Annotated in this window: 16 protein-coding genes and 5 pseudogenes; 10 read left to right on the top strand and 11 right to left on the bottom strand. The window is 64.6% G+C overall.

Translation table 11 applies throughout. The features are described 5' to 3' along the window. The first annotated feature begins 207 nt into the window (after positions 1–207). The 4 genes from J7360_RS01260 to glpK all read left to right on the top strand — a co-directional run bounded on the left by J7360_RS01260 (position 208) and on the right by glpK (position 5,406). The gene (locus tag J7360_RS01260; RefSeq protein WP_057663624.1) at positions 208–1,035 is read left to right on the top strand and encodes a DeoR family transcriptional regulator; all 828 of its coding nucleotides are present in this window, start codon (positions 208–210) and stop codon (positions 1,033–1,035) included. A 221-nt stretch (positions 1,036–1,256) separates the two neighbouring features. After that, complete coding sequence (gene glpD / locus J7360_RS01265) at positions 1,257–2,771, top strand: glycerol-3-phosphate dehydrogenase (RefSeq protein ID WP_057663621.1); 1,515 nt, start codon at positions 1,257–1,259, stop codon at positions 2,769–2,771. A gap of 174 nt (positions 2,772–2,945) precedes the next feature. Further along, positions 2,946–3,767: an MIP/aquaporin family protein gene (locus J7360_RS01270; protein WP_057663618.1), complete on the top strand. Its 822-nt coding sequence runs from the start codon at positions 2,946–2,948 to the stop codon at positions 3,765–3,767. Positions 3,768–3,906: 139 nt separating this feature from the next. After that, positions 3,907–5,406, top strand: a complete 1,500-nt coding sequence (gene glpK, locus J7360_RS01275) for a glycerol kinase GlpK (protein ID WP_209033079.1) — start codon at positions 3,907–3,909, stop codon at positions 5,404–5,406. Between the two features lie 115 nt (positions 5,407–5,521). On the opposite strand, the pseudogene J7360_RS01280 reads toward glpK, so the two are convergent. Beyond that, a pseudogene (locus J7360_RS01280) lies at positions 5,522–6,034 on the bottom strand (nuclear transport factor 2 family protein). Between the two features lie 445 nt (positions 6,035–6,479). After that, the gene (gene pobA, locus J7360_RS01285; protein WP_057663615.1) at positions 6,480–7,664 is read right to left on the bottom strand and encodes a 4-hydroxybenzoate 3-monooxygenase; all 1,185 of its coding nucleotides are present in this window, start codon (positions 7,662–7,664) and stop codon (positions 6,480–6,482) included. Positions 7,665–7,760: 96 nt separating this feature from the next. Between pobA and J7360_RS01290 the strand changes: the two genes are divergently transcribed. Beyond that, positions 7,761–8,645, top strand: a complete 885-nt coding sequence (locus J7360_RS01290; protein ID WP_057663612.1) for a helix-turn-helix domain-containing protein — start codon at positions 7,761–7,763, stop codon at positions 8,643–8,645. A 542-nt stretch (positions 8,646–9,187) separates the two neighbouring features. Here the strand turns inward: J7360_RS01290 and J7360_RS01295 are convergent. From J7360_RS01295 to J7360_RS01320, 6 genes and pseudogenes are all read right to left on the bottom strand, one after another. Beyond that, on the bottom strand, positions 9,188–10,678 hold the full coding sequence (locus J7360_RS01295; RefSeq protein WP_209033081.1) for a benzaldehyde dehydrogenase: 1,491 nt from the start codon (positions 10,676–10,678) through the stop codon (positions 9,188–9,190). A 30-nt stretch (positions 10,679–10,708) separates the two neighbouring features. Beyond that, a pseudogene (locus J7360_RS01300) lies at positions 10,709–11,475 on the bottom strand (coniferyl-alcohol dehydrogenase). Positions 11,476–11,508: 33 nt separating this feature from the next. Then, positions 11,509–12,501 (bottom strand): transporter, encoded by a 993-nt coding sequence (locus J7360_RS01305; RefSeq protein WP_057663606.1) that lies wholly within the window; start codon positions 12,499–12,501, stop codon positions 11,509–11,511. Between the two features lie 167 nt (positions 12,502–12,668). Beyond that, on the bottom strand, positions 12,669–13,118 hold the full coding sequence (locus J7360_RS01310; protein ID WP_209033083.1) for a MarR family transcriptional regulator: 450 nt from the start codon (positions 13,116–13,118) through the stop codon (positions 12,669–12,671). 513 nt (positions 13,119–13,631) lie between these two features. Beyond that, positions 13,632–14,890: pseudogene (locus J7360_RS01315) on the bottom strand (HD-GYP domain-containing protein). A 149-nt stretch (positions 14,891–15,039) separates the two neighbouring features. Further along, positions 15,040–16,350, bottom strand: a complete 1,311-nt coding sequence (locus tag J7360_RS01320) for an MFS transporter (RefSeq protein ID WP_057663631.1) — start codon at positions 16,348–16,350, stop codon at positions 15,040–15,042. A gap of 236 nt (positions 16,351–16,586) precedes the next feature. Between J7360_RS01320 and J7360_RS01325 the strand changes: the two are divergent. Then, positions 16,587–16,818 (top strand): annotated as a pseudogene (locus tag J7360_RS01325) (hypothetical protein). Then, on the top strand, positions 16,815–17,360 hold the full coding sequence (locus J7360_RS01330) for a gamma carbonic anhydrase family protein (RefSeq protein ID WP_057663603.1): 546 nt from the start codon (positions 16,815–16,817) through the stop codon (positions 17,358–17,360). The pseudogene J7360_RS01325 and the gene J7360_RS01330 overlap by 4 nt, the downstream one beginning before the upstream one ends. A 57-nt stretch (positions 17,361–17,417) precedes the next feature. Here J7360_RS01330 and J7360_RS01335 read toward each other — a convergent pair whose 3' ends face one another. Beyond that, positions 17,418–17,639, bottom strand: a complete 222-nt coding sequence (locus J7360_RS01335) for a proteinase inhibitor (protein ID WP_343237332.1) — start codon at positions 17,637–17,639, stop codon at positions 17,418–17,420. Between the two features lie 93 nt (positions 17,640–17,732). Further along, positions 17,733–18,986, bottom strand: coding sequence for a cellulase family glycosylhydrolase (locus J7360_RS01340; protein ID WP_209033085.1), 1,254 nt, complete (start codon positions 18,984–18,986; stop codon positions 17,733–17,735). Positions 18,987–19,370: 384 nt separating this feature from the next. Here J7360_RS01340 and ilvD point away from each other — a divergent pair, with 384 nt between their 5' ends. Then, positions 19,371–21,209: a dihydroxy-acid dehydratase gene (gene ilvD / locus J7360_RS01345; protein ID WP_057663595.1), complete on the top strand. Its 1,839-nt coding sequence runs from the start codon at positions 19,371–19,373 to the stop codon at positions 21,207–21,209. Between the two features lie 301 nt (positions 21,210–21,510). On the opposite strand, the pseudogene J7360_RS01350 reads toward ilvD, so the two are convergent. After that, a pseudogene (locus tag J7360_RS01350) lies at positions 21,511–21,901 on the bottom strand (phage integrase N-terminal SAM-like domain-containing protein); the annotation flags it as partial. A gap of 178 nt (positions 21,902–22,079) precedes the next feature. Between J7360_RS01350 and J7360_RS01355 the strand changes: the two are divergent. Together J7360_RS01355 and J7360_RS01360 are read left to right on the top strand one after the other, a co-directional pair. Further along, on the top strand, positions 22,080–22,412 hold the full coding sequence (locus tag J7360_RS01355; RefSeq protein ID WP_209033087.1) for a hypothetical protein: 333 nt from the start codon (positions 22,080–22,082) through the stop codon (positions 22,410–22,412). Between the two features lie 583 nt (positions 22,413–22,995). Beyond that, positions 22,996–23,212, top strand: a 217-nt coding sequence (locus J7360_RS01360) for a transposase (protein ID WP_209033089.1), incomplete at its 3' end; no start/stop codon positions are given.

Raw genomic sequence — 23,212 nt, forward strand, 5'->3', positions numbered from 1 at the left:
GTTGGCGCTTCAGCAGCACACATCGAGGGCGATGATTCTTACCGAGCCCTGGCCGAGCCTGCTGGGCAATCGGATGCGTCCAGGAACGCGAAGCCTGGGCGCAGCGCATCCGGCAATCGTCAAGCGTGCACCGCTTCAGGCCGATGTTCGCCCGCAAGCCCATATCGCGCGCTGCGTGCACGCGGCCGTGTTTGCATCCTCACGCGTATGCGCGATCATCTGCGCATGGAGTCGACTCACTACAGGACTGTCCCGGCGCCGGCATTGAACCCGCGCCAGGAGCAATTGGTGGCGCTGGTGCGGCAGCAGGGCTTTGCCGAGGTCGAAGGTTTGGCCACGCGCTTCGAGGTGACGCCGCAGACCATCCGGCGCGATCTGACCCTGCTCTGCGATGCCGGCGTGCTGCGCCGCTATCACGGCGGCGTCAGCATGCCCTCCAGCGTGGAGAATCTGGCCTACACCGCACGCAAGGCGCTGCAGGCCCGCGAAAAACAGCACATCGCCGCACGTGTTGCGCGCTTCATTCCCGACGATGCCTCGCTGTTCATCAACCTGGGGACCACCAACGAAGAAGTCGCACGCGCGTTGCTGCAGCACCGCGGACTCCGGGTGATCACCAACAATCTCAACGTAGCGGTGATGCTCAGCGCCAACCCCAGCTTCGAGGTGATCGTGGCCGGCGGTGTGGTGCGCGGGCGCGACCAAGGCGTGAACGGCGAGGCGACGGTGGAGCTGATCCGCCAGTTCAAAGCGGATTTCGGGGTGATCGGCATTTCCGGCATCGATCTGGACGGCACCCTGCTGGATTTCGATTACCAGGAAGTGCGGGTGGCGCAGGCCATCATCGAGCACTCGCGGCACGTGCTGCTGGCCGCCGACCACAGCAAATTCGGCCGCAACGCCATGGTGCGGCTGGGCGCACTTGCACAGGTGCACGACTGGTTCACCGACCGGCCGCCGCCGCAGGAGCTGGCGAGTGTGCTGGCCGAGGCCGGCACCCGGGTGCACCTGGCGGACGCGAACGCAACCGACTGAGGCGGATGTTCGTTTTTGATCGTTTTTATGCGATGGCCGCCAAGAACCACCGAGTTCGCCAATAAGCCGCATTTAATCTCCGTTTCCACAGCCGATTTGCGTGCCTGTCCCTGGTCGCGTTGGCGCCAACCGTCTTCACGCCGCCGCAAGGTTCGATGTTCGAATATGTTCGAACATGACAACTTGGGTTCGCTCGTCAGCGCACCCGGACGGAGGCACCGATGGGCGAGATGTACGATCTTCTGGTAATCGGCGGCGGCATCAACGGGGTCGGCATTGCCCGTGACGCGGCCGGGCGCGGTTTGTCGGTGTGCCTGTGCGAGCAGGACGACCTGGCCGCGCACACCAGCAGCGCCAGTACCAAGCTCATTCACGGCGGCCTGCGCTATCTTGAGCAGTACGAATTCGCGCTGGTCGGCAAGGCACTGGCCGAGCGCGAAGTGTTGCTGCGGCTGGCCCCGCACATCATCTGGCCGTTGCGCTTCCTGCTGCCCCATCAACCGCACCTGCGTCCGGCCTGGATGATTCGCGCCGGACTGTTCCTGTACGACCATCTGGGCGGCAGCAAGCGCAGCCTGCCGCGCTCGCGCCGGCTATCGCTGCGGACGCACCCGGTCGGTGCGCCGCTGCAGGAGTCGCTGCGCACCGGCTTCGTGTATTCGGACGCCTGGGTACAGGACGCGCGGCTGGTGGTGCTCAACGCGATGGACGCCGCCAGGCGCGGTGCCAAGATCCACACCCGCACGCGTTGCGTCGGTGCCTGGCGCGATGCGGGCTTCTGGTATGCCGAGCTCGAAGACCGCCAGGGCCGCCGCCGCACGGTGCAGGCGCGCGCGCTCGCCAATGCGGCCGGCCCCTGGGCAGTGTCGTTCCTGGACACCGTGGCCGCGGTGCCGCACGAACACGCACTGCGGCTGGTCAAGGGTAGCCATATCGTGGTGCCCAAGCTGTTCGATCACGACCATGCATACATCTTCCAGCAACCGGACCGGCGCATCGTGTTCGCCATCCCCTACGAGCACGACTTCACCTTGATCGGCACCACCGACGTGGACTACGAGGCCGACCCCGCCGCGCCGAAGATCGATGCGGCCGAAGTGCAGTATCTGTGCGATGCGGTGAACCTGTATTTCCAGCAGCAGATCTCCCCCGCCGATGTGGTGTGGAACTACAGCGGCGTGCGCCCGTTGCTGGACGACGCCGAAGACAACGCAGCCGAAGTGACCCGCGATTACCAGCTGGAAGTGGTCACCGAGGGTGCGCCGTTGCTCAACGTGTTCGGCGGCAAGCTCACCACTTATCGCAAGCTGGCCGAAGAGGCGGTGGACCGGCTGACCCACGCGCTGGGCGCACGCAAGCCGGCGTGGACCGCGCGTGGCGAAGCATTACCGGGCGGCGAGCAGCGCGATATCGCCAGCTTGCTGGAACGCGTCGGCCGCGCGCGCCCGTGGCTACCGGCAGCGACCGCGCAGCGGCTGGTGCGCAACTACGGCACCTGCGCCGAACAACTGCTCGGCGATGCGCAAAGCCTGGCCGATCTGGGCACGCACTTCGGCGCGGACCTGTATCAGGCCGAGGTGGATTACCTGCGTGAACACGAATGGGCGGTGGCTGCCGACGATATTCTGTGGCGGCGCAGCAAGCTCGGCCTGCGGATCGATGCGGCCGCGCGGCAGCGCCTGGAAGACTATCTGCAGACGCAACCGATCCGGCAACGCGACGTCGTTTCTGCTTGAACACACCGCGTTGTCGGCGAGGACGGGTCGTCCGGCAACGTATTACGGCGCTTCAGCCAGCATCACCCAAGTCACGTGGAGGGCACCCCAGATGAGCATCACCGACCACCGCTGCGCGCAAGCAAGCGTGCTGCACGCTGTTATCTGCATCACTGATCTTGCGGGCATGCGCGCATGAGCCGGCAACTCGTGGGTGAGTTGATCTCCGAAGCGGTCGCCATGTTCATCATCATCGCGCTCGGCGATTCGGTGGCGGCGATGTACATCCTGTACGACCCCAGCCCCTATCAAAACGCCTATTGGGGCGTGTGTATCGCCTGGGGCCTGGCGGTGACGCTGGCGATCTACGTGACCGGCTCGGTGTCCGGCACGCACGCCAATCCGGCGGTCACGCTGGCACTGGCGCTGTTCCGCGGCTTTTCCTGGAAGAAGGTGGTGCCCTACTGGGTCGCTCAGGTCGTCGGCGCATTCCTGGGCGCGGCCATCGTCTATCAGTTGTACGGGCCGGTGATCGATCACTTCAACCAAGTGCAGCAGCTCACCCGCGAAGCCGGCGGCGCGGCCGGGGTGTTCTTCACCGCACCGGGTTTGGCGGTCACGCCGATGCACGCGTTGGTCGACCAGATCATCATCACCGCGTTCCTGATCTTCGGCATCTTCGCCATCACCGAGCAGTTCAACGAGGCCGCACCGACTGCCAACTCCGGCGCGTTGATGATCGGCTTGCTGGTCGCCACGCTAGGCGCGTCGATGGGCTATCTGGAAGCCTGGGCGATGAATCCGGCGCGCGACTTCGGCCCGCGCCTGTTTGCGTATTTCGCCGGCTGGGGCGAGGCCGCGTTGCCGGCCAAGGACAACTATTGGTGGATCCCGATCGTTGGCCCGTTGATCGGTGGGCCGATCGGCGCGCTGGCCTATCAGTGGTTGATCCTGCCATTCCTGCCGGCGCGGGTGCGCCATCTGCAGGGTGGCGGCAAACCACACGATCCGCTGTGATGGTGCTGAGCGAAGTCAACGATCACCCTGGCCACGCGTGACGTTATCTGTGGCCAAACCCTGACGGCCACGCGTCGTCATCGCCTGCACCGACCTTTCTCGCCGTGCGCCAATGCCGGCATTGTTCGAGGAATCTTCGATGGAAAAGCAGTACGTCCTTGCGATCGATCAAGGCACCACCAGCTCACGCGCGATGTTGTTCGACCGCCAGGGCAAGGTGGCCGGCGTGGCGCAGCGCGAATTCGGCCAGATCTTTCCGCAGCCGGGTTGGGTGGAACACAACCCGCGCGAGATCATGACCAGCGTCTATACCACCATCACCGAGCTGCTCAACAACGCGCAGATCGATGCGCGCGCGATCGCCGGGATCGGCATCACCAACCAGCGCGAGACCGCGGTGGTGTGGGACAAGGCCACCGGCCAGCCGATCTACAACGCCATCGTGTGGCAGTCGCGACAGACCAAGGACATCTGCGCCCAGCTCAAGGAAGCCGGGCATGAGCAGATGGTGCGCGACAAGACCGGTTTGCTGATCGACGCGTATTTTTCCGGGACCAAGGTCAAGTGGATCCTCGACCACGTCGAAGGCGCGCGCGAACGCGCGCAAAACGGCGAGCTGGCATTCGGCACCATCGACAGCTGGCTGATCTGGAATCTCACCGGCGGCAAGGTGCACGTCACCGACTACACCAATGCTTCGCGCACCATGATGTTCAACATCCACACCCTGGAATGGGATGCCGAACTGCTGGCCATGCTGGACGTGCCGGCGCAGATGCTGCCGGAAGTACGCTCCTCCAGCGAGGTCTATGGCATGACCCAGACCCAGTATTTCTATGGCGAGCAGGTGCCCATCGCCGGCATTGCCGGGGACCAGCAGGCCGCGTTGTTCGGCCAGGCCTGTTTCGAACCTGGCATGGCGAAAAACACCTACGGCACCGGCTGTTTCATGCTGATGAACACCGGCGACAAGGCGGTGGCTTCCAAGGCCGGTTTGTTGACCACGATTGCCTGGGGCATCGACGGCAAGGTCGAATACGCCTTGGAAGGGGCCATCTTCGTCGCCGGCTCGGTGGTGCAGTGGCTGCGCGATGGCCTGCGCATGCTGGGCAAGGCCAGCGATTCGCAAGCCTACGCCGAGCGTGCCGGCGACAACGACGGCGTGTACATCGTGCCGGCCTTCGTCGGCCTGGGCGCGCCGTACTGGCGCAGCGACATCCGCGGCGCGGTGTTCGGGCTGACGCGTGGCACCACCAAGGAACACTTCGTGCGCGCAGCCGTCGAATCGATGGCCTACCAGACCCGCGACGTGCTCACCGCGATGCAGAGCGATTCCGGCATCGAACTGAAAGAACTGCGTGCCGATGGCGGCGCCATCGCCAACGACTTCATGGCGCAGTTCCAGAGCGACATCCTCGATGTGCCTGTACTCCGCCCGGAAGTCGCGGAAACCACGGCGCTCGGTGCGGCCTATCTGGCAGGTCTTGCAACCGGGTTCTGGGGCAGCCGCGAGGAAATCGCCAAGCAATGGGCGGTGGATCGCCGCTTCGAATCGGCCATGGCCGACGACAAGCGCGAGGCCTTGTACGCCGGCTGGCAGCAGGCAGTGGAAGCGACGATGGGGTTCCGCATCAGCTGACACGGGTGTCGCCAACACGACAGCGCCCACCATGAGGTGGGCGCTGTGACGAGCGAATCCTCTGGGTCGAGGACACACGCAGGGCTAGGCAACGCAGCCTGGTGTGCAGCAGTGGTTACTGGCCGCCGGTGCTGGCACGGCCAGCGATGGTATCCGAGTCCAAATGTTCCTTGATCAGACCGTTCTCGATCCGGAACATGTCGAACCACGTGGTGGTGTACGTGGTGCCGGGCTTGTTGGGGTTGGGCAAGGTGCGCACCGACACCAGGGTGACCAGATCGCCATCGGCGGTGATGGCGACCAAGGGCAATTGCACCCGCGGCTGCACCGGCGTCGGCTTCACGAACGCGGTCAGGAAGGCGATAAACGCATCGCGTCCATTGGCCACGTTCGGATTGTGCTGGATGTAGTTCTTGTCCATGTACATCGGCGCGTACTACACCTGGCCAGCTTCGAACACGGTGCGCCAGAAATCGTAGACTAGCCGCTTGTTGGCAGTTTCATACCAGGTGCTGCCGAGCAGCATCTTCTGATGATTCGGATTGGCCGTCACCGCAGTCTGCGCGAACGCGGCCATTGGCGCGACCAACATGACCAGCAACAAGGTACGGGAGAGCAACTTCTTCATGGAGTACTCCTGGGTGGAGAGTGGCATTGCGCTCATCGGAGATGCCAGCAACGTGTCCGTTGAGCGGGGGGAAGACGCGTGCGTGTGCACAGCTGCATGAACGCGTCATCGCCACCCTACCGGTGCCGTTGATTGGCCCGCTAGACGCCTGGAAATGCACCTGGGCACTTGCGCAGCAGTTGGTGAGAAAAACATCACCGGCATGGTGGCCACCCGCGTGCTGTGCCCCCGCGTGCTGGATGGACCGGATGTTGCGATTGAGCGGGCGTCGGCTGACACGGAGCATGTGCGCTGACGGGTGTCATGCAAGCCGGTTTGTGGAAGCCTGTTGTGCGCACGCATCGCATTTCTGGAGCCAAGGCGGCGTTGAATCCGTACTGCCACCGTGCGCGATGATGGAGATTCGTCAGGCGGTATCTGGCGTTAAGCAATCACCGACGCCCGATCAATCGGCCAGCGCGGTCAACGGGAGACCTGCATAATTTTCCGCCAGCGTTGCGCGTCCCGCCTCGCTACCGAGCAGATAGTCCAGCTCCGCTGCGTGCAGCCGCGCCGTGAATGGGTCTTCGTCATCGAAGCGATGCAGCAGCGTGGTCATCCACCACGAGAAACGTTCGGCCTTCCACACCCGCTGCAAGGCCAATGTCGAATACTGTTCCAGCACACTGGCATCGCCGCTTGTCTTCCACCGCTCGAACAGCTGCGCCAACACGCCCACATCGCCAAGCGCCAGGTTCAGCCCCTTGGCGCCGGTAGGCGGCACGATATGCGCAGCATCGCCGGCCAGGAACAGGCGACCGTACTGCATGGGTTCGGCAACGAAGCTGCGCAGCGGTGCGATGCTCTTCTCGATCGATGCGCCGGTGACCAATTGCGCCGCCAACGCGGACGGCAGCCGTGCACGCAATTCGTCCCAGAACGCCTGATCGCTCCAGGCCTCCACCTGCGCGCTGGCCGGTACCTGGATGTAATAGCGCGTACGGGTGGGCGAGCGCATCGAACATAGTGCAAACCCACGCCGATGGCGTGCGTAGATCAGTTCGTCGTGCACGGGTGGGGTATCGGCCAGCACCCTAAGCCAGCCGAACGGGTACACGCGCTCGAACAGACGCAGCCGCTCGGTGGGGATGCTGGCTCGGCTGACGCCGTGATAACCATCGCAGCCGACGATGTAGTCGCAGGCGAGATGCTTGCGCTGGCCGTCCTGCTTGAACTCCACGGCAGGCGTGGTGCCTTCCACACCGCACAGGGTCACGTCCTGCGCGTTGTAGTACGTCGGTGCCCCGCTGCGCTGGCGCGCATGCATCAGATCGGCGGTGACCTCGGTCTGCCCGTAGACCGTCACGCCACGTCCGCAGCCGCGCAGCAGATCGATGCGCTCGCGCTGACCGTCCAGGGACAATTCGAAGCCGTGATGCAGCAGGCCCTCGCGCTGCAAGCGCTCGCCGACGCCGGCCCGCTGCAGCAGTTCCACACTGCCTTGCTCCAATACCCCGGCGCGGATGCGCGCCAGCACATGCTGGGGCGTTTGCCGCTCGATGATGACGCAGTCGATGCCAGCCAGCCGCAACAGTTCGCCCAGCAACAGGCCGGATGGGCCGGCGCCGATGATCGCAACCTGCGTTCGCATGCATTGCTCCTGGCCTGGATGACGATGCGTGCAGTGTCGGTAGCCAAAGCGCTGCATTGAAGGGATGATTGCGTGCAGTGCTTGGACTTTTCGACGATGGCCACATCCGTGCCCGACCCCGCCGCCGTCCCCGCTTTCGGCTTGTACGGCGAGCAACACGCCGATGCCGCGGAATTGCTGCATTGGGAATCGATTGCCGCACGCAGCCGGCTGCACGACTGGCAGATCGTGCCGCACCGACACGAGGATTTGGCGCAACTGGTCTATGTGCAACGCGGGCCGGCCACGCTGCAGCTGGACGGGCGCACCCAACGCCTGCGCGGTGCCAGCGTGGTGTGGCTTCCGCCGCTTTGCGTGCATGGTTTTGGCTTCGACTCGGCAGTGCGTGGGCACGTCATCACTATGTGCATGCCGCTGGTCAGGGCTGCGCTGAACGCTGCGCCATTCCTGCAACAGGTCATGGCCGCGCCAGCCGTTGTGCACGCGCAGCCTGCACGCCAATGGCTGGATGTATTGTTTGGCAGCATTGCGCAGGACCACGCACGCCGTTCGATCGGCTATGACATCGCAGCGCAGGCCGCCGCGGCGCAGCTGGTCATCTGGATGGCGCGTACGGCACTGGAACGCGCCCGGCATGCCGCAGCAATCAGCCCGCAGGCCGACCCGGCGCTGCGCCATCTGCGCGCCTATCAAGGCTTGATCGACCAGCACTACCGCGCCCACTGGCCGATTTCGCGATATGCCGATCAACTTGGGTTGACGCCCGGTCACCTCAACGCGCTGTGCCAGCGCCTGGCTGGCGCCTCTGCACTGCAGTTGCTCCAGCGCAGGATCATGCTGGAAGCACGCCGCAGCTTGCGTTACACCAGCCTGAGCGTGCAACAGATTGCCGCCAGCCTTGGATTTTTCGACGCTGCCTATTTCAGCCGCTACTTCGCACGGCACGCCGGTTGCTCGCCGACGCGCTTTCGCGCCGGTTAGCAGAAGCGACCAACCGAACGACGTCACTCAATCGCTGTGCGCGTTGTAGAGAGAAGCATTTGCAGACTTGCTGCAGGCCCTTGCCTGCCAATCGTCGCAGGACACGCTGCAAGTACGTCCATGCAAGCGCCGTGGCGGCGTCCATGCCAGCAATGGTTCTGCGACGGTGAGCGGCTACGGACCAGTCGAGTGGTCCGGTCTGTCAGTGCAATCGACAGGCGACGCCCGCTCGCAGTGCAGCGGCGCCTGCGTATCAGGAGCATCCCGCATCAAACTGCCGACAAACGTCCTGGTGCGGTGGCCTTGCCGATGGCGGGACCGTTGGCGGCATGGATGCCGCCATCGAGGCTCAATGGATGGATGCACGGCGTGCTCCGCGAGCGGTGAGGCACCGCACGCTCGACTCACCAAGCTTCCGGCTGCGTCTGAGAAAAGCCATGCCAGGCCTACACAAGTGACCAAGGCGAATAGGTTCAGCACAGACCGTCGTCCTGCAGCGATGGAGAGGCAGAACCAGCCACTCCATCACCAAGCCATTGCGATCAGAACGGATACTGCGGCACGTCGCTCTTGATCGTCAGCCACTGCCAGTGCGTGTATTGCTCCCAATCGGCCGGGCCGCCCACACTGGTGCCGTTGCCTGATGCACCGGTGCCGCCGAATGGATTGACGACCTCGTCAGCCACCGTCTGGTCGTTGATATGCAGCAGGCCGGTGTGCAACTTCTCACCCAGGGCCAGCGCGCGCGCGACCGACGCCGACAAGATGCCTGCCGCAAGCCCGTACTCGCCCTGGTTGGCCAGCTCGGCCACTTCGTCGTCGATGTCGAACACGGTGATGTTGATCACTGGCCCGAACACTTCTTCGTCGAACGCGCGCATGCCCGGGCGCACGTTGGACAACACCGTGGGCGCGTAGAACAGGCCTTCGTGGGTGGCGCCCGCTTCCACGACCGCGCCGGCTGCCACGCTATCGCCGACGATGTCGACGACGCGCTGCAGCTGGCGTTGGTCGATGATCGAGCCCAACGCCACGGTGCCGCTGACCGGGTCGCCCACCGGCAAATGGCGCGCTTTGTCGGCCAACCGTTGGGTCAGTGCCTGCGCCACACTGCGGTGCACCAGCACACGCCCGGTCGCCATGCAGATCTGGCCCTGGTGCATATACGCACCGAATGCGACCGCCGAGGCAGCCTTGTCCAGATCCGCGTCGTCGAGCACGATCACTGCGTTGTTGCCCCCCAGTTCCAGCGAGACTTTCTTCAGGTGGCGTCCGGCAATTTCGCCGATGCGGCGGCCGGCGGCCGTGGAACCGGTGAACGCAATCATGGGAACATCCGGCGATTCCACCAGCGCCTGGCCAATCGGCGCATCGCCATGCAACACGTGCAGCAAGCCCTTCGGCAGGCCGGCGTCTTCGAGCACCTGCGCGATGATCACACCGCCGGTGTAGGGCGTGCGCGGGTCGGGTTTGAGAATCACCGCATTGCCCATCGCCAGCGCCGGCGCCACCGAGCGCAGCGACAGAATCAACGGGAAATTGAACGGCGAAATCACCCCGATCACGCCCAACGGCAGGCGGCGTGCAAGGCTGAGTTGGCCGGATGCCGTCGGCAACATCTGGCCGCTGGCCTGTAGCGGCATGGCAGCGGCCTGCTGGTAGAACACCACCGATTCGTCCACCTCGCGTTGGGCCTTGGGCAGGATGCCGCCGGTTTCGCGCGCAATCAGCAAGGTGGCTTCGGCGCTGCGTGCCTGCATTGCCTGCATTGCCTGCGCAGCACGATGAAACACGGCCGCGCGTTCGCGCGGCGGTGTTGCGGCCCAGGCACGCTGCGCTTGCTTGGCCTGTGCGATGGCAGCGGCGACATCGGCCAGGTCGGCCTTGCCGACTTCATGCAGCAAGGCGCCGGTTGCCGGCTCGTGGATGGGCAAGCTGCCACCGCGACCGGGCACCCAGTCGCCATTGAAGATGCAGCCATGCCACGCGGGCGTGTCGGTCGCAGCGGCGGTTGCGCTGGAAAGAGCATTCATGGTCTAGCCTCCTGCTAAAGCGTGTAGGGATTACAGCGTGGTGGAAGCCAGCCCGCCATCGATCGGCAGGGTGATGCCGTTGATCCAGCGGGCAGCGTCGGATGCGAGAAACACGATGCCCTCGGCCACTTCATCGGCATACGCCGGGCGGGTCATGCGCTTGGCGTCTGCCTTGACCCGTTCCTCGCCGAGCATGGCGGCAAAATCGCCCAGGATCGGGGTAAACACCGGACCTGGAGACACGTTGTTCACGCGCACGCCGTGGTCGGCAAACCAGGGCCGCGATTGCAGCAAAGTCCACACGATCAACGCCTCCTTGAAGTATTGGTAGCAGGTGTCGTGCGCTACCGGATGCGCCGCCAGCCACGCGCTGCCGCTGTCGAAGCTGTCAGTTGCCGCCAGCTGCTTGTGCAGCTCCAGACGCTGCGGCCATTCGGCGCCCAGGATCGAGGCGACATTGATGATGGAACCGCCAGAAACGATGCGTGGCAGCAGCCCTGGGTCAGGTGGCGCAAGCCCAGATAGTTCACCCGCGCCACCACATCCAGCGGCGCGGTTCCCGGCACGCCGGCAATGTTTGCCAGGGCATCGATGTGATCCGGCAAGGCCTTCACCAAGGCATCGATGGATACCGGGTCGCCGAGATCGGCCTGATGAAAGCCGTGCAGTGTCATCTGCACGGGCATGCGATCGACGCCGATCACCTTGGCGCCGTGAAACCGCGCCAGCCGTGCAACCTCCGCGCCAATGCCCGACGCCACGCCGGTCACCACGATCGTCTTGTTCTGCAAATTCATTGCCATCCTCCGAAGGAGCCAGCCGTGCCGGCGCTAGAACACATGGACATACTCGAAATTGACGTTGTTGCCGGACGCGGCATTCCTGACTTCCACCGGTAGATAGACGTTGGCGAACACGATGTTTTTTGCATCAAAAGCCCACACGCCACCCGGCCCTGCATAGAACGCGCGTTGACGGCTATCCGGCACACGCTGGTCGTTGGTGCGGTTGTCGCGGAACTGGGTCAGGTAGTACGCATTGATGCCCAGCCGCAGCTTCGGTGCCACTTCCCAGGACGTGGCGAAATTGATCCATCCCGCGTCGCCTGCCTGACCATTGCGGAAGTCGAAGCCTGGCGGCAAGTTCGGACGGCGCTCGCTGCGAAAGTTGTAGATGTAGTTGATGCGTGCACTGACTTCCCAACGGGGCGTGGGAAGCACCGTGAATGCGTAGCTTGGAATAAGCGACCAGTAACCGGAGCTCTGGTTGAGATCGCGATGGCCGTCGTACTTGCCGATCGGTGCCACGGCGTCCAATTCGAACCGCTGCGAGAACACCGGTCGCCCGTTGCGTATCACCGGCGGCATTTGCAGATACGGTCCGAACGTCACATCACCCACGCCGGCGCCATTGTCGCGCAGCGTGGCAATGCTGTTGCGGCCGAAGGAGGCGTCCAGATTGACCAGCGGCACCAGCGCAGTGATGCCGAGCGACCCGCCGAACAATCGATAGGGCGTGACGTAAGCGAACTGGGTCAGCAACACGGTGGAATCGATCCGCGGATTGTCGAACACCGGGATATCGTTGCCACGGGCGTCCTTGATGGCATCCAGCGCGTTGTGCCGCAGGTAGGCGACGACCGCCAGGCCGGGCGTGGTGCTGGTGAAGCCATCCAGAAAACTGGTGCCCCCGGTATTGATGCCATTGGTCAGCGCCGCGCTCTGTGGCGCACTTTGCGCAGGCGCCGCGCCCGCTGCCAGGACTGCCGCCAGGCCGAGCACCGCGCGCAGCCGCCAGCCTGCTGCCACACCCGCGCCACGCATCACCGATGATCGAATCACTGCAGAGATCTCCCGCGTTGGAAAGGAACAGCGGTGCGTGCCACATCACATACGTCAGGCAAGCGCGCGCCCCGCGCTACGCACAGCACGTGCAGTGGAAACGTTCGTTGAGAATCGCTGCCGGGCGGCGGACCGCCGGCGGATACGGGTTACGGCGTGTCCAGACGGTCCAGACGGTCCAGGGCGCGCAACAACGGTGCTTCGCTGGAACCGAGTACGGCACTGAGTTGCTGTTCCATGCGCAGTACTTCGGCCTCGGCGGCGGCCAGGAGCGCGGCACCGGCCGCGGTCAGCGAAAGGTGCTGCATGCGCCGGTCCTGCCGACCACGCACCTGCCGCAGCAAGCGACGCTTGACCAGCCTGGCCACCACGATCACCAGATTCGGCGGCGACACGTGCAGCACATCGCCGATCTGGCGCTGGTTGATGCCCGGGTTGCCATCCACCAGCATCAGCAGCGAGAAGTCGACCGGCTTGAGGTCGAACGCGGCCACGCACTCCTGGAACATCCGCCGCACCATCAACTCGGTGCGGGTGATGCGATACCCCAGCAACCGCAGCAGCCGCGCCTGATCCACCGTGGTAACGGCATCGGGCAAGGGCGGTGACGGGCATGGCGGTTCTCGCGACAGAGGCAGCGGGCGGACCGGGACGCGCGATGCGCCCCATCCGCAACGCCGATCCACGGCGTGCAGCGCATTGTAGACGCCACCGGGCCTGCCGATGTGGACAGGCACGCTGCCGGTGCACGCGCGGTGGGTGTGTCAGCCACACCACCCTGCCACCCACCCAGCTTGCAACGGCTGGCCAGCGCTGCGGCTGATAGGGGGCGGCGGTGATCTGGGCAGGGCTGAGACATGGTTCCGGTCGGCAAGTGATTGCGTTCCAGAATAGTTATTGATCATAACTACATTGCCAAGCTGCAGCGCAGCATGGTCGCGTTCGCTAGCAGGAGTGACTGCGGGCTTGGCGGCCGTGGGCGCAGCCAGGACCGCAAGCGCATCGCATGGGCGCGAGATGCTTCTGTCCGAAGGGTGTCACGGTGGTCGGCGCGCATGACGCAACGCGCGCATTGCAGCGAAGGCCACCGGCTCAACGCCTGTGCGGCCCGCTTAGGGCAGCCAGAGCTTTTCCAGATCGCGGAAGCCCCATTCGGCAGGACTTTCCATCTGCGCAATGCGGTCATGGCAGTCCGGACGCGACAGGTTGATGTCCTGCACCAGCACGTGGCTGCGCAGCCTGGCCGAATAGAACACGCGCACCTTGGGCTTGAGCAGCGAATCGGGCGTCTGTTCGATCACCACCGCAAGTTTTTGCGACTCCAGCCGCACCAGCGAGCCGACCGGATAAATACCCAGCCGGCGCACGAAGGCCTGGAACACCACCGGATCGAAATGGCCCTTCCAGGACGCCATTTGCTTGAGCGATTCGGCCGGATCCCAACCGCGTTTGTAAGGCCGGTCAGAGCTGATGGCATCGTAGACATCGCAGACCGCGCCCATCCGCGACATCAATGAAATATTCTCGCCCACCAATTGATTCGGGTAGCCGCTGCCATCCATCTTTTCGTGGTGATGCAACGCGATTTCCAGCACCACCGCGTTCTGCACGCCGCCGGCCACCAGCAGCCGATGGCCATCCAGCGGATGCTTGCGCATGACCTCCATCTCTTCGTTGGTGAGCCGGCGGGCTTGTTGAGAATTTCCAACGGTGTCACCGCCTTGCCCATGTCGTGCAACAGGCCGCCCATCGCCGCTTCCACCACCTGCGATTCGGGCAGGCCGAGCTGGCGCGCCAAACCGCTCATCAGCCCGGCCACGGCCATCGAATGCAGATAGGTGTAGTCGTCGGCGGTCTTGAGCCGCGCCACGCTGATCAAGGCCTGCGGATGCCGCAACACCGAGTCGTTGATGGCTTCCACCAGCGGCATGGCCGCTTCTGTGTCGACGGTGCGCCCCAGCCGCACATCGCGGAACATCGCCTCGACCATGTCGCGGCCGTCTTCGAAGATGCGCCGTGCGCGCACCACCTCCGCTTCGATGCCGACCTGGGCGGTCACGCTGTTGGTGCGCACGCTACGGGACGTGGCAGCAGGCTCCGGCGGTTCGCGCGCTGCGGGCGCCGGGGCAGGCGCCGGGCTCGGCGGCACGCCCGGTCCGGCGGACGCGCCAGAGGTCGTGGGCGCCTCCACATCCAGCCCGCGCGCGGTGTCGATTACCAGCTGCTCGATGCGGCTGTCATGGATCTTCTCCACATCCTCGGAATCGACCAGAAACGATGTCTTCCAGAACGGATGGTGCACCCACGCGCCCAGCAGCTTGTAGACATACATGCCGGGGCGGAGTTGATCTGAGTCGATGGTTCTGAGCATGCCGGCGCTGGTCTGCACAATGTCCAGGGAAAGCCCGCCACGACTTGGCGGTCTGCGGTGTTATCGGCACACCGCACGATTTCTTTGGCGCGTGACCGGGTCGACGAAAGGCCTGGATGTGACGCCGGACGCGGCTGTGGGCGGGCCGCTCAGCGGTTCGGCAGCCGCATCCCCAGCACGGCGGCGACGGCCAACAGCAACGGCACGCTGCAGGCCAGATACAACATGGCCGGCGACCACCCGGCATCCAGCAATATCCCGGCACAGAACGGCGACAAGATCGCACCGAAGCGCCCCACCCCGATCGCCCAGCCCAGCGCAGTGGAGCGCACCGCAGCGTTGAAGACGACCGGAACAATGGCGTACATGCCGCCCACCGCAGCGAACATCGCTGCCCCGGTGAGCAAGGCGACGGCGAGCGCCCAGCTCAACTGCGTACTGCACAGGCCGGAGGCCAGCATCGCCAGGCCCATCAGCAACAGGGACCCGATCGTCAGGCGCGACAGCCGCACGCACGATGCCAGCCCACTGAACAGCAAGCCGCCGCCGATGCCTCCAAGATTCAACAGCACCCCGCCCGTGACGCCCTCCGTGGCCGACGAGCCGGCGCTCACCAGCAGCTTCGGCGTCCAGCTGATCACGAAGTAGAACGCAAACATCAGCGCGAAGAAGCCAAGCGCGATCAGCAGCGTGTGCCGCCGCATGGCAACGTCAAACAGGGCCGAATAGCCTTGTGCCTGCGTGGCAGACTGCGGCGGTAACGGCGGCAATGCGTCGTGCGGCGGCAGCCCCATCCGCGCCAGCACGGCGTTGAAGCGCGCGACCGCATCGGGTGGCCGGCGCATGATCAGGAACTCCAGCGACTCGGGCAGGAATGCAAGCACCAACGGCGCACACAGCAACGATGCCGCCGCCCCGAGGACGAATACCGCGGGCCACGACCATTGCTGCATCAACAGTTCGGCAATCATGCCACCCAGCGTGGCACCGACCGGGTAGCCGGTCACCTGCAGCACGATGGCAGTGTTGCGCCAACGGGGGCTGGAAAACTCCCCTGCCGTGACCGCAACGCAGGCCAACATACCGCCGATCCCCAGACCGGTCAGGAGCCGCAGCGCCCCGAGCTGCCATGCAGTGCTGGCCAGTGCGGACATGCCCATGCCGATGGTCAGGATCGCCAGACATGCCAGCGTCAGTGCGCGACGGCCGATGCGGTCTGCCAACGGCGCCAACCCCAGTGCGCCAAGCGCCATGCCGATCAGGCCCGCGCTGAACAGCATGCCCAGCAGCTTGCCCGACAGCTGCCAGTCCGCCGACACGTGCGGTGCGGTGAACGCCATCGCCATCACATCGAAGCCGTCGAGCATCGTCAGCAACACGCACACCGCCACGGCCCTCCACTGAAACGGTGTCATGCGCTCCAGCACGAAGTGCCCAAACGATGCAGTGTGCTGACGCATTGACATGCCCTGTAGTGCGAGAAGGGTTGGCCCGAAGGCGCTGCAGTCGCCGTTGAACGGCGCAGTGTGCAAGGCCGGCTGCGCGGCAGCGATGCGTGCAATCACCGATGCGCAGTGGGTCGCGACCGCCTGCACACGCTAGCCGATTGCACAGCCGGTTCAAGACGAATGACCGCAGCGCTGTGCGCTTATCGGAAATGCGCCAACGCGCTTGGCCAGCGCTGCGATGGCTTCGGATGCATCGCGTGATGTGCCGTCCGCGGCTTTTGGAACCTCTGCCGGCACGACACAATCCATTGGACGTCGACCCACCCGGCCACGTCTGCCAACGACCTCGCACACATTGCATCCGCGTGTTCGTTGCTTCAGCGCACTGCCCTGCCGCTGCCGCACCGGCAACCGCAGCGCAGGTATCATCCGCAGCGTGTCCGCAGTAGGCGGCACGCTGACCCGACGGAGATGCCGTGACCCCGATTCGCTCCTTCCTGGACCACACCCCGCAGCTGGGTGCCCGCGTTTACGTCGATCCTGCCTGCACCATCATCGGCAAGGTGAGCCTGGGCGATGACGTCTCGGTCTGGCCGGGTACCGTGATTCGCGGGGACGTCAATCATGTGCAGATCGGCGCGCGCACCAACGTGCAGGACGGCACCATCATTCACGTCAGCCACCACAGCGCGTTCAACAAGGCCGGCTACCCCACCGTGATCGGCGAGGACGTCACCGTCGGCCACGGCACCATCCTGCATGCCTGCACCATCGAAGACCTGTGCCTGATCGGCATGGGCGCCTGCGTGCTCGATGGCGCCACCGTCAGGCGCTATGGCTTCGTCGGTGCCGGTGCGGTGGTCGGCCCGGGCAAGGTGGTCGGCGAAGCCGAGTTGTGGCTGGGCAATCCTGCACGTTTGGCGCGCACGCTCAGCGACAAGGAAATCGAAAGCCTGCATTACTCCGCGCAACATTACGTGCGGCTCAAGGACCAATACCTGGGCGCCTCGCCCGCCAGCTGAGCCGCAGCGCCAGCAACGTGCCTGGCGCGGGTGCGACGGTAGCGAGGGTGCGCGCGGCTACGGCTGCGTGGCGTGCTCCAGTGCCGTCAACGTGGTCAGCGCCTGGGCGCGCGATGCACCGCACATGTCCTGGGACGGACGCAGGCTGGTGCAGACCGCTGGCCGCGTCGGCAGGCCGAACAGGCGGCAGCGGCCCTGCCCGTCCAGTTGCACGCATGGCACTCCCGCCGGCTTGCCATGCGGCATGCCGGGAATGGCCGAACTGATGGATGGGGCGATACAGCAGGCCGCGCAGCCAGCGCGGCAGGGGATGTCCATGTGCATGCCGCAGTGTAAACCGCCGCCACCTCCCGGCAGCGGCGGCGATGCCGGCTAGCGGGGCGGAATGTAGCTGGACAGGCGTACGTCGAAGAATGCCTGTACGGCGGCGAGATTGGCCTTGGCCTGGATGTCCGCACCCACGTCGCGGCTCATGCCAAGCACGTCGTCGTCCGGCCACCCGGGGCCAAAGCACCATTGCGTGCTGGGAATGTTGTAGGCCTGCAGATGCGCCAGCATGCGCGTGGTGGCGATCTCCGCGCTGCGATTGCCGGCCGGATAGCCGTGCTCGCCGAGATAACCGCGCTTGCCGGCCTGCTGCAGCGCTTCGATAAACGGGCTGACCATGTTGATGCCGGTATCCGGCTGGATCACCTCGTTGCGCCCACCGGGGCCAATCCAGTTGCCGCCCCCGCTGCCGTTGTTGTCGAGATAGTTGTGCGCCTCGTACACGATGCGATTGTACGGGTCCGGGATGTCGAACAGGTCCATCGAATCGTCCTGCCACCGCCGGGCGCTGGCATACCCGTTGCCGCACACGAAGACGAAATGGTTTCGATCGCGGTCGATGATGGTCTTGGTGCAGGCGGTGGCGGTCTTCTGCCAATGTGCGGCCATCGACAGCACCGTGCCATCCGCGTTGCGCTCGGCACCCTGGTACGGCTCGTTCATGACGCCCCAGCCGAATACCGCCGGATGCTGCTTGAACCGGTTGACGATACGCGCCCACAGATCCGGCAGGCCGGCGTCGTTGTAGAGCGTGCACCCCGGCGTGCCGATCACCCGGTATTCGTAGAGCTTGAGCAGCTGGTCGCGACTATCCAGATAGCCCACGTAATTGAAGTTGCGCAGCGGATAGGTGTCGGCCCACAGCTCGGCCGCCGCCAGATCGCCGACGCGGTTGCCGCGCGCAGCGATGTTGTCCAGCGCGTCCTGCACCTGCTTGCAGTAGCTCTCGTTCAACGGTGCGCCCTGCCCACGCGTGAAGCGCGCGGCGGTAGTCGGCAGACGGAAGAGCGGGCAGCTTCCTGCCGCGGCCACATGCTGAGCAGTGATGGCGCGGTAATGCGTGCCGATCTCGGCGTTTTCCACATAACTATTGGAGGCCAGACCGGACAGGTTGAGGCCAGCGAACGGCAGGCTGGCGCTTTGCGCGGCTGCGCGGCCTGCCCAGCCGGTGGTGGCCACGACCGCGGCGCCGGCCGCGCCTTGCAGCACGCGACGGCGGGTGATGCCGCCGGCGACCGGTGGCGTGGTGGAGTGGGGCGGTGCCGCTGGTGCACGGCGTGGAGATGAACGGTCGGACATAGGGGCGCCTCCTGCGGTGCCGTTGGAAAGATCCTCGTCGGCGCAGCTCCCCCTCGGCCGCACCGACCCCTTTCGATAGTGGCCGCGCCCCAGCGCCCGGATCTGCGCGCCGGTTCGCACTCCTGCCACTGCATGCCCGGGCGCATACGTTTACATCGCATTACATGACAGGCCAACGGCGCTGCGCAGGTGCAGGCCCGTGAGCCGATGGCGCCTGAGCGGCAACTGCGCGGCATGCCGGCAGCGTCCGGCGCTGCACTGCAAGTGCACGCCGGCGTGCGTGCTAACGTGCGGACCCTGCGCGCGTCGTGACGGTTGCAGCAGCAACAGTCACGACGCGCTCTAATTGCCAGCCACCGCTCGCCAATCAGCCGTCGAATCGCCATGCCCGAGTACCGTTCCAAAACCTCCACCCACGGCCGCAACATGGCCGGCGCCCGCGCCCTGTGGCGTGCCACCGGCATGCGCGATGGCGACTTCCACAAGCCCATCATCGCCATCGCCAACTCGTTCACGCAGTTCGTGCCCGGGCATGTGCACCTGAAGGATCTTGGTCAGCTGGTCGCGCGCGAGATCGAACGCGTCGGCGGCGTGGCCAAGGAGTTCGACACCATCGCCGTGGACGACGGCATCGCGATGGGCCACGACGGCATGCTGTATTCGCTACCCAGCCGCGAGATCATCGCCGACTCGGTCGAATACATGGTCAACGCGCATTGCGCCGACGCGCTGGTGTGCATCTCCAATTGCGACAAGATCACCCCCGGCATGTTGATGGCCGCGCTGCGGCTCAACATCCCCACCGTGTTCGTCTCCGGCGGCCCGATGGAAGCTGGCAAGACCAAGCTGGCCGAGCACAAGCTCGACCTGATCGATGCGATGGTGATTGCCGCCGACGACAGTGCCTCCGATGAAAAGGTAGCCGAGTTCGAGCGCAGCGCCTGCCCCACCTGCGGCTCGTGCTCGGGCATGTTCACCGCCAATTCGATGAACTGCCTGACCGAAGCGCTGGGCCTGTCGTTGCCCGGCAACGGCACGGTTGTCGCCACGCACGCCGATCGCGAGCAGCTGTTCCTGCGCGCCGGACGCGTGGCGGTGGAACTGTGCCATCGCTGGTATGGCGGCGAAGATCCCACCGCCCTGCCGCGCGGCATCGCCACCTTCGAAGCCTTCGAAAATGCGATGACCCTGGACATCGCCATGGGTGGCTCGACCAATACCATCCTGCACCTGCTTGCCGCCGCGCAGGAAGGCGAGGTTGCCTTCGGCATGCGGGATATCGACCGCCTGTCCAAGCGCGTGCCGCAGCTGTGCAAGGTTGCGCCGAACACGCCCAAGTACCACATCGAAGACGTGCATCGCGCCGGCGGCATCATGGCCATTCTCGGCGAGCTCGCACGCGGCGGCCTGCTGCATACCAATGCCGCCGCCGTGCATGCCCGCACATTGGCCGATGCCATCGCGCAATGGGATGTCACCCAGACCGACGATGAAAACGTACACACGTTCTACAAAGCCGGCCCGGCCGGGATTCCCACGCAGATCGCCTTCAGCCAGGCCACACGCTGGGACAGCCTGGATACCGACCGCAGCGACGGCTGCATCCGCGATGTCGCACACGCGTTCTCGCAGGAAGGCGGCCTGGCCGTGCTGTACGGCAATATCGCCCGCGACGGCTGCGTAGTGAAAACTGCAGGCGTGGATGAATCCATCCACGTGTTCGAAGGCAATGCCCGCGTGTTCGAGAGCCAGGATGCGGCAGTCAAGGGCATCCTCGCCGATGAGGTGGTTGCAGGGGATGTGGTGGTCATCCGGTACGAAGGCCCCAAGGGCGGCCCCGGCATGCAGGAAATGCTCTACCCCACCAGCTATCTCAAATCCAAGGGCCTGGGCAAACAATGCGCCCTGCTCACCGATGGCCGCTTCTCTGGCGGCACCTCGGGATTATCGATCGGCCACGCATCGCCGGAAGCCGCCGCAGGCGGCGCGATCGGCCTGGTGCGCGAGGGCGACAGGATCCTCATCGACATTCCCAATCGTTCGATCAATCTGCTGATTTCGGACGAGGAACTTGCGCTGCGTCGCGCCGAGCAGGACGCCAAGGGCTGGAAGCCGGTGGAAGTGCGCCCACGCAAGGTCACTACTGCATTGAAGGCGTACGCGCTGCTGGCGACCAGTGCGGACAAGGGAGCGGTGCGGGATAAGGCGCTGTTGGACGGCTGAGGCCAGTGAGCGCGGCGTGGCGAGCTGGCTTCGGATGGCCAGCGCAATGCAAGGCAGCCGGTGACACATGCTGATTCAACGCAGTCATCGCAACTTGCTTGCAGTCAGCCGCTAGGTCGCTGCAAACCAGTGCGGCGATTGGCAGTCGTCATCGCGTGCTCTGGTTATTCAGAGCACGCGATGTCGATAAGGTGGTGGCAAGCGTTCTATTACTGCATCGCTCGCCCCGCATGTTCCGCGCCACCATCCAGACGGCTGAGCCCGCCCAGCGGACTACGTACCGCAGATGCTCCGCGTCCCAGCCGTCGCGCACCACAATTTCGCCGCGGTCCACGTCCATCTCCTTGGTCCGCAAGCGCAGGCATTCCAGCAACCGCATCCCCTGCCATACAGCAGCCCCGCCACCAGCCGACAAGTCCCCTCCAGCATCGTCAGCAAGCGCGCGACCTCCTGCGTGCCGGCAGACACCTGGCCCCGCGTCGCCAATTCGGTGAGAAACGCCTCGCCCTCTACGTGCCCCATCTGTCCTGGATGCCGTTGGCCATTTGCCAGAATGAAGCGCCGAATCCAGCTCACATACGCCTGCTCGGTCCGCAGACAGTAATGATGAAGTCGCAGCCGACCACGGACCTGATCCAACAGCTTGGGGTCAGGGACGTCATTACGCCTGCATCGCCACGGGTGTAACTCATTCGCCTGCTCAAACGTCGGATAACGCAACCAGCAACAATGCCGAGAACGCCGGTTGCTATTGGGCGAGCCACTGTTACGAAATAGGAATTTTCCCTTCCCAGATATCCGACCTTAGTCGATACTTCGCGCAGCACCGCTTAGGCGGTCCAATAGTAGTTAGGCCGTTGTGGAAAGAACATGTTTACTTACGCAGACGGATCGCCAATCAAGGCCGGAGACTCCGTCCTCTTGGAGAACGGCCAGACACCCGGCACCGTTGAGTTGGTAGTCCTTATGCCGTCGGAGATGCAGGCAATCGGCGTCGAGGAGCCTGGCGTCATGTTGTTGTCGCCGCCGTTCGGTCGTATCTACCTGCCAGAATGGTCCTTGCGACGCGAGCCGTTGGAGTTTGTGTCTCACGGCCCGTCGGCCTTACAGCTCATTCAAGCCGACGCCGCTTCAAAGCTCGGCTTAATTCAGGCGTTAGGTGCCATGGACAATCTCTGGGGTCGGGTAGAAGAAGTTTGCTGATCGTCGGTTCCCCACGTGGCTCATCGCCCCGCAACCGAGGCGGATGTGACAGAGGGTAGAGCCGTGTTCTACATCCCTGGCGGGTCCGAGCCCGCGGACTTCACGCCTCCGTGCTGCGCTCTCCAGCGCCTTGAGTCTGGTGAGTCCGAGCCCGTCGTCGTCATCCAAGCTGAGCACGGCCCCTCCGGTGTCATTCTTGGCGTCAGGCCGCTATGTGGCGGCAATAGCATTTGCATGCTCTCGGAAGTTGAATTGCTTTCGGGCGGCTTTCCACTGCAGCATGGCACCTAACAATTCATTCAACCCGCCGCTTCGCGGCGCGCTCGATGCCAAGGTGTTGAAAAGGCCGCATTTCTGAAGACGTTGCGATCTTCGAGATTGAGAGTCATAGCGCATACACGGCGCTCGTAGTCCGACAACTTTGTGAGGCTGCGAATGTGTCCGCGGAACGCACTGTCTATCTTCATGCGCCTGTCCCGTTCGGCAAAACTGTCTGGGTTTTGCGGGCTAGTACGGTAATCCCCCCGCCCATTAGCAGACGCCAGAAGTGGAATTTTCTCGTCCCCTTTCTCGAGGAGGTTCCATGAAGAAGTCCCGCTTTACCGACAGCCAGATCATCGCCGTGCTCAAGCAGGCCCAGGCCGGTGCGCCCGTGCCGGAGTTGTGTCGGGAACACGGCATCAGCTCGGCGACGTTCTACAAGTGGCGCAGCAAGTTCGGCGGCATGGACGTGTCCATGGTCGCGCGCATGAAGGAGCTGGAGGAGGAGAACCGCCGGCTCAAGAAGATGTCCGCCGAGG

Source organism: Xanthomonas sp. D-99, assembly GCF_017746145.1.
GTDB lineage: Bacteria > Pseudomonadota > Gammaproteobacteria > Xanthomonadales > Xanthomonadaceae > Xanthomonas > Xanthomonas cissicola.

Bases quoted from the DNA above. Each gene is read 5' to 3' on its own strand.
- J7360_RS01260 (WP_057663624.1), top strand. From the start codon at position 208: ATGCGCGATCATCTGCGCATGGAGTCGACTCACTACAGGACTGTCCCG.
- J7360_RS01340 (WP_209033085.1), bottom strand. From the start codon at position 18,986: ATGTCCGACCGTTCATCTCCACGCCGTGCACCAGCGGCACCGCCCCAC.
- J7360_RS01305 (WP_057663606.1), bottom strand. From the start codon at position 12,501: ATGCGTGGCGCGGGTGTGGCAGCAGGCTGGCGGCTGCGCGCGGTGCTC.
- J7360_RS01270 (WP_057663618.1), top strand. From the start codon at position 2,946: ATGAGCCGGCAACTCGTGGGTGAGTTGATCTCCGAAGCGGTCGCCATG.
- pobA (WP_057663615.1), bottom strand. From the start codon at position 7,664: ATGCGAACGCAGGTTGCGATCATCGGCGCCGGCCCATCCGGCCTGTTG.
- J7360_RS01355 (WP_209033087.1), top strand. From the start codon at position 22,080: ATGTTTACTTACGCAGACGGATCGCCAATCAAGGCCGGAGACTCCGTC.
- J7360_RS01295 (WP_209033081.1), bottom strand. From the start codon at position 10,678: ATGAATGCTCTTTCCAGCGCAACCGCCGCTGCGACCGACACGCCCGCG.
- J7360_RS01320 (WP_057663631.1), bottom strand. From the start codon at position 16,350: ATGCGTCAGCACACTGCATCGTTTGGGCACTTCGTGCTGGAGCGCATG.
- glpD (WP_057663621.1), top strand. From the start codon at position 1,257: ATGGGCGAGATGTACGATCTTCTGGTAATCGGCGGCGGCATCAACGGG.
- glpK (WP_209033079.1), top strand. From the start codon at position 3,907: ATGGAAAAGCAGTACGTCCTTGCGATCGATCAAGGCACCACCAGCTCA.
- ilvD (WP_057663595.1), top strand. From the start codon at position 19,371: ATGCCCGAGTACCGTTCCAAAACCTCCACCCACGGCCGCAACATGGCC.
- J7360_RS01290 (WP_057663612.1), top strand. From the start codon at position 7,761: ATGGCCACATCCGTGCCCGACCCCGCCGCCGTCCCCGCTTTCGGCTTG.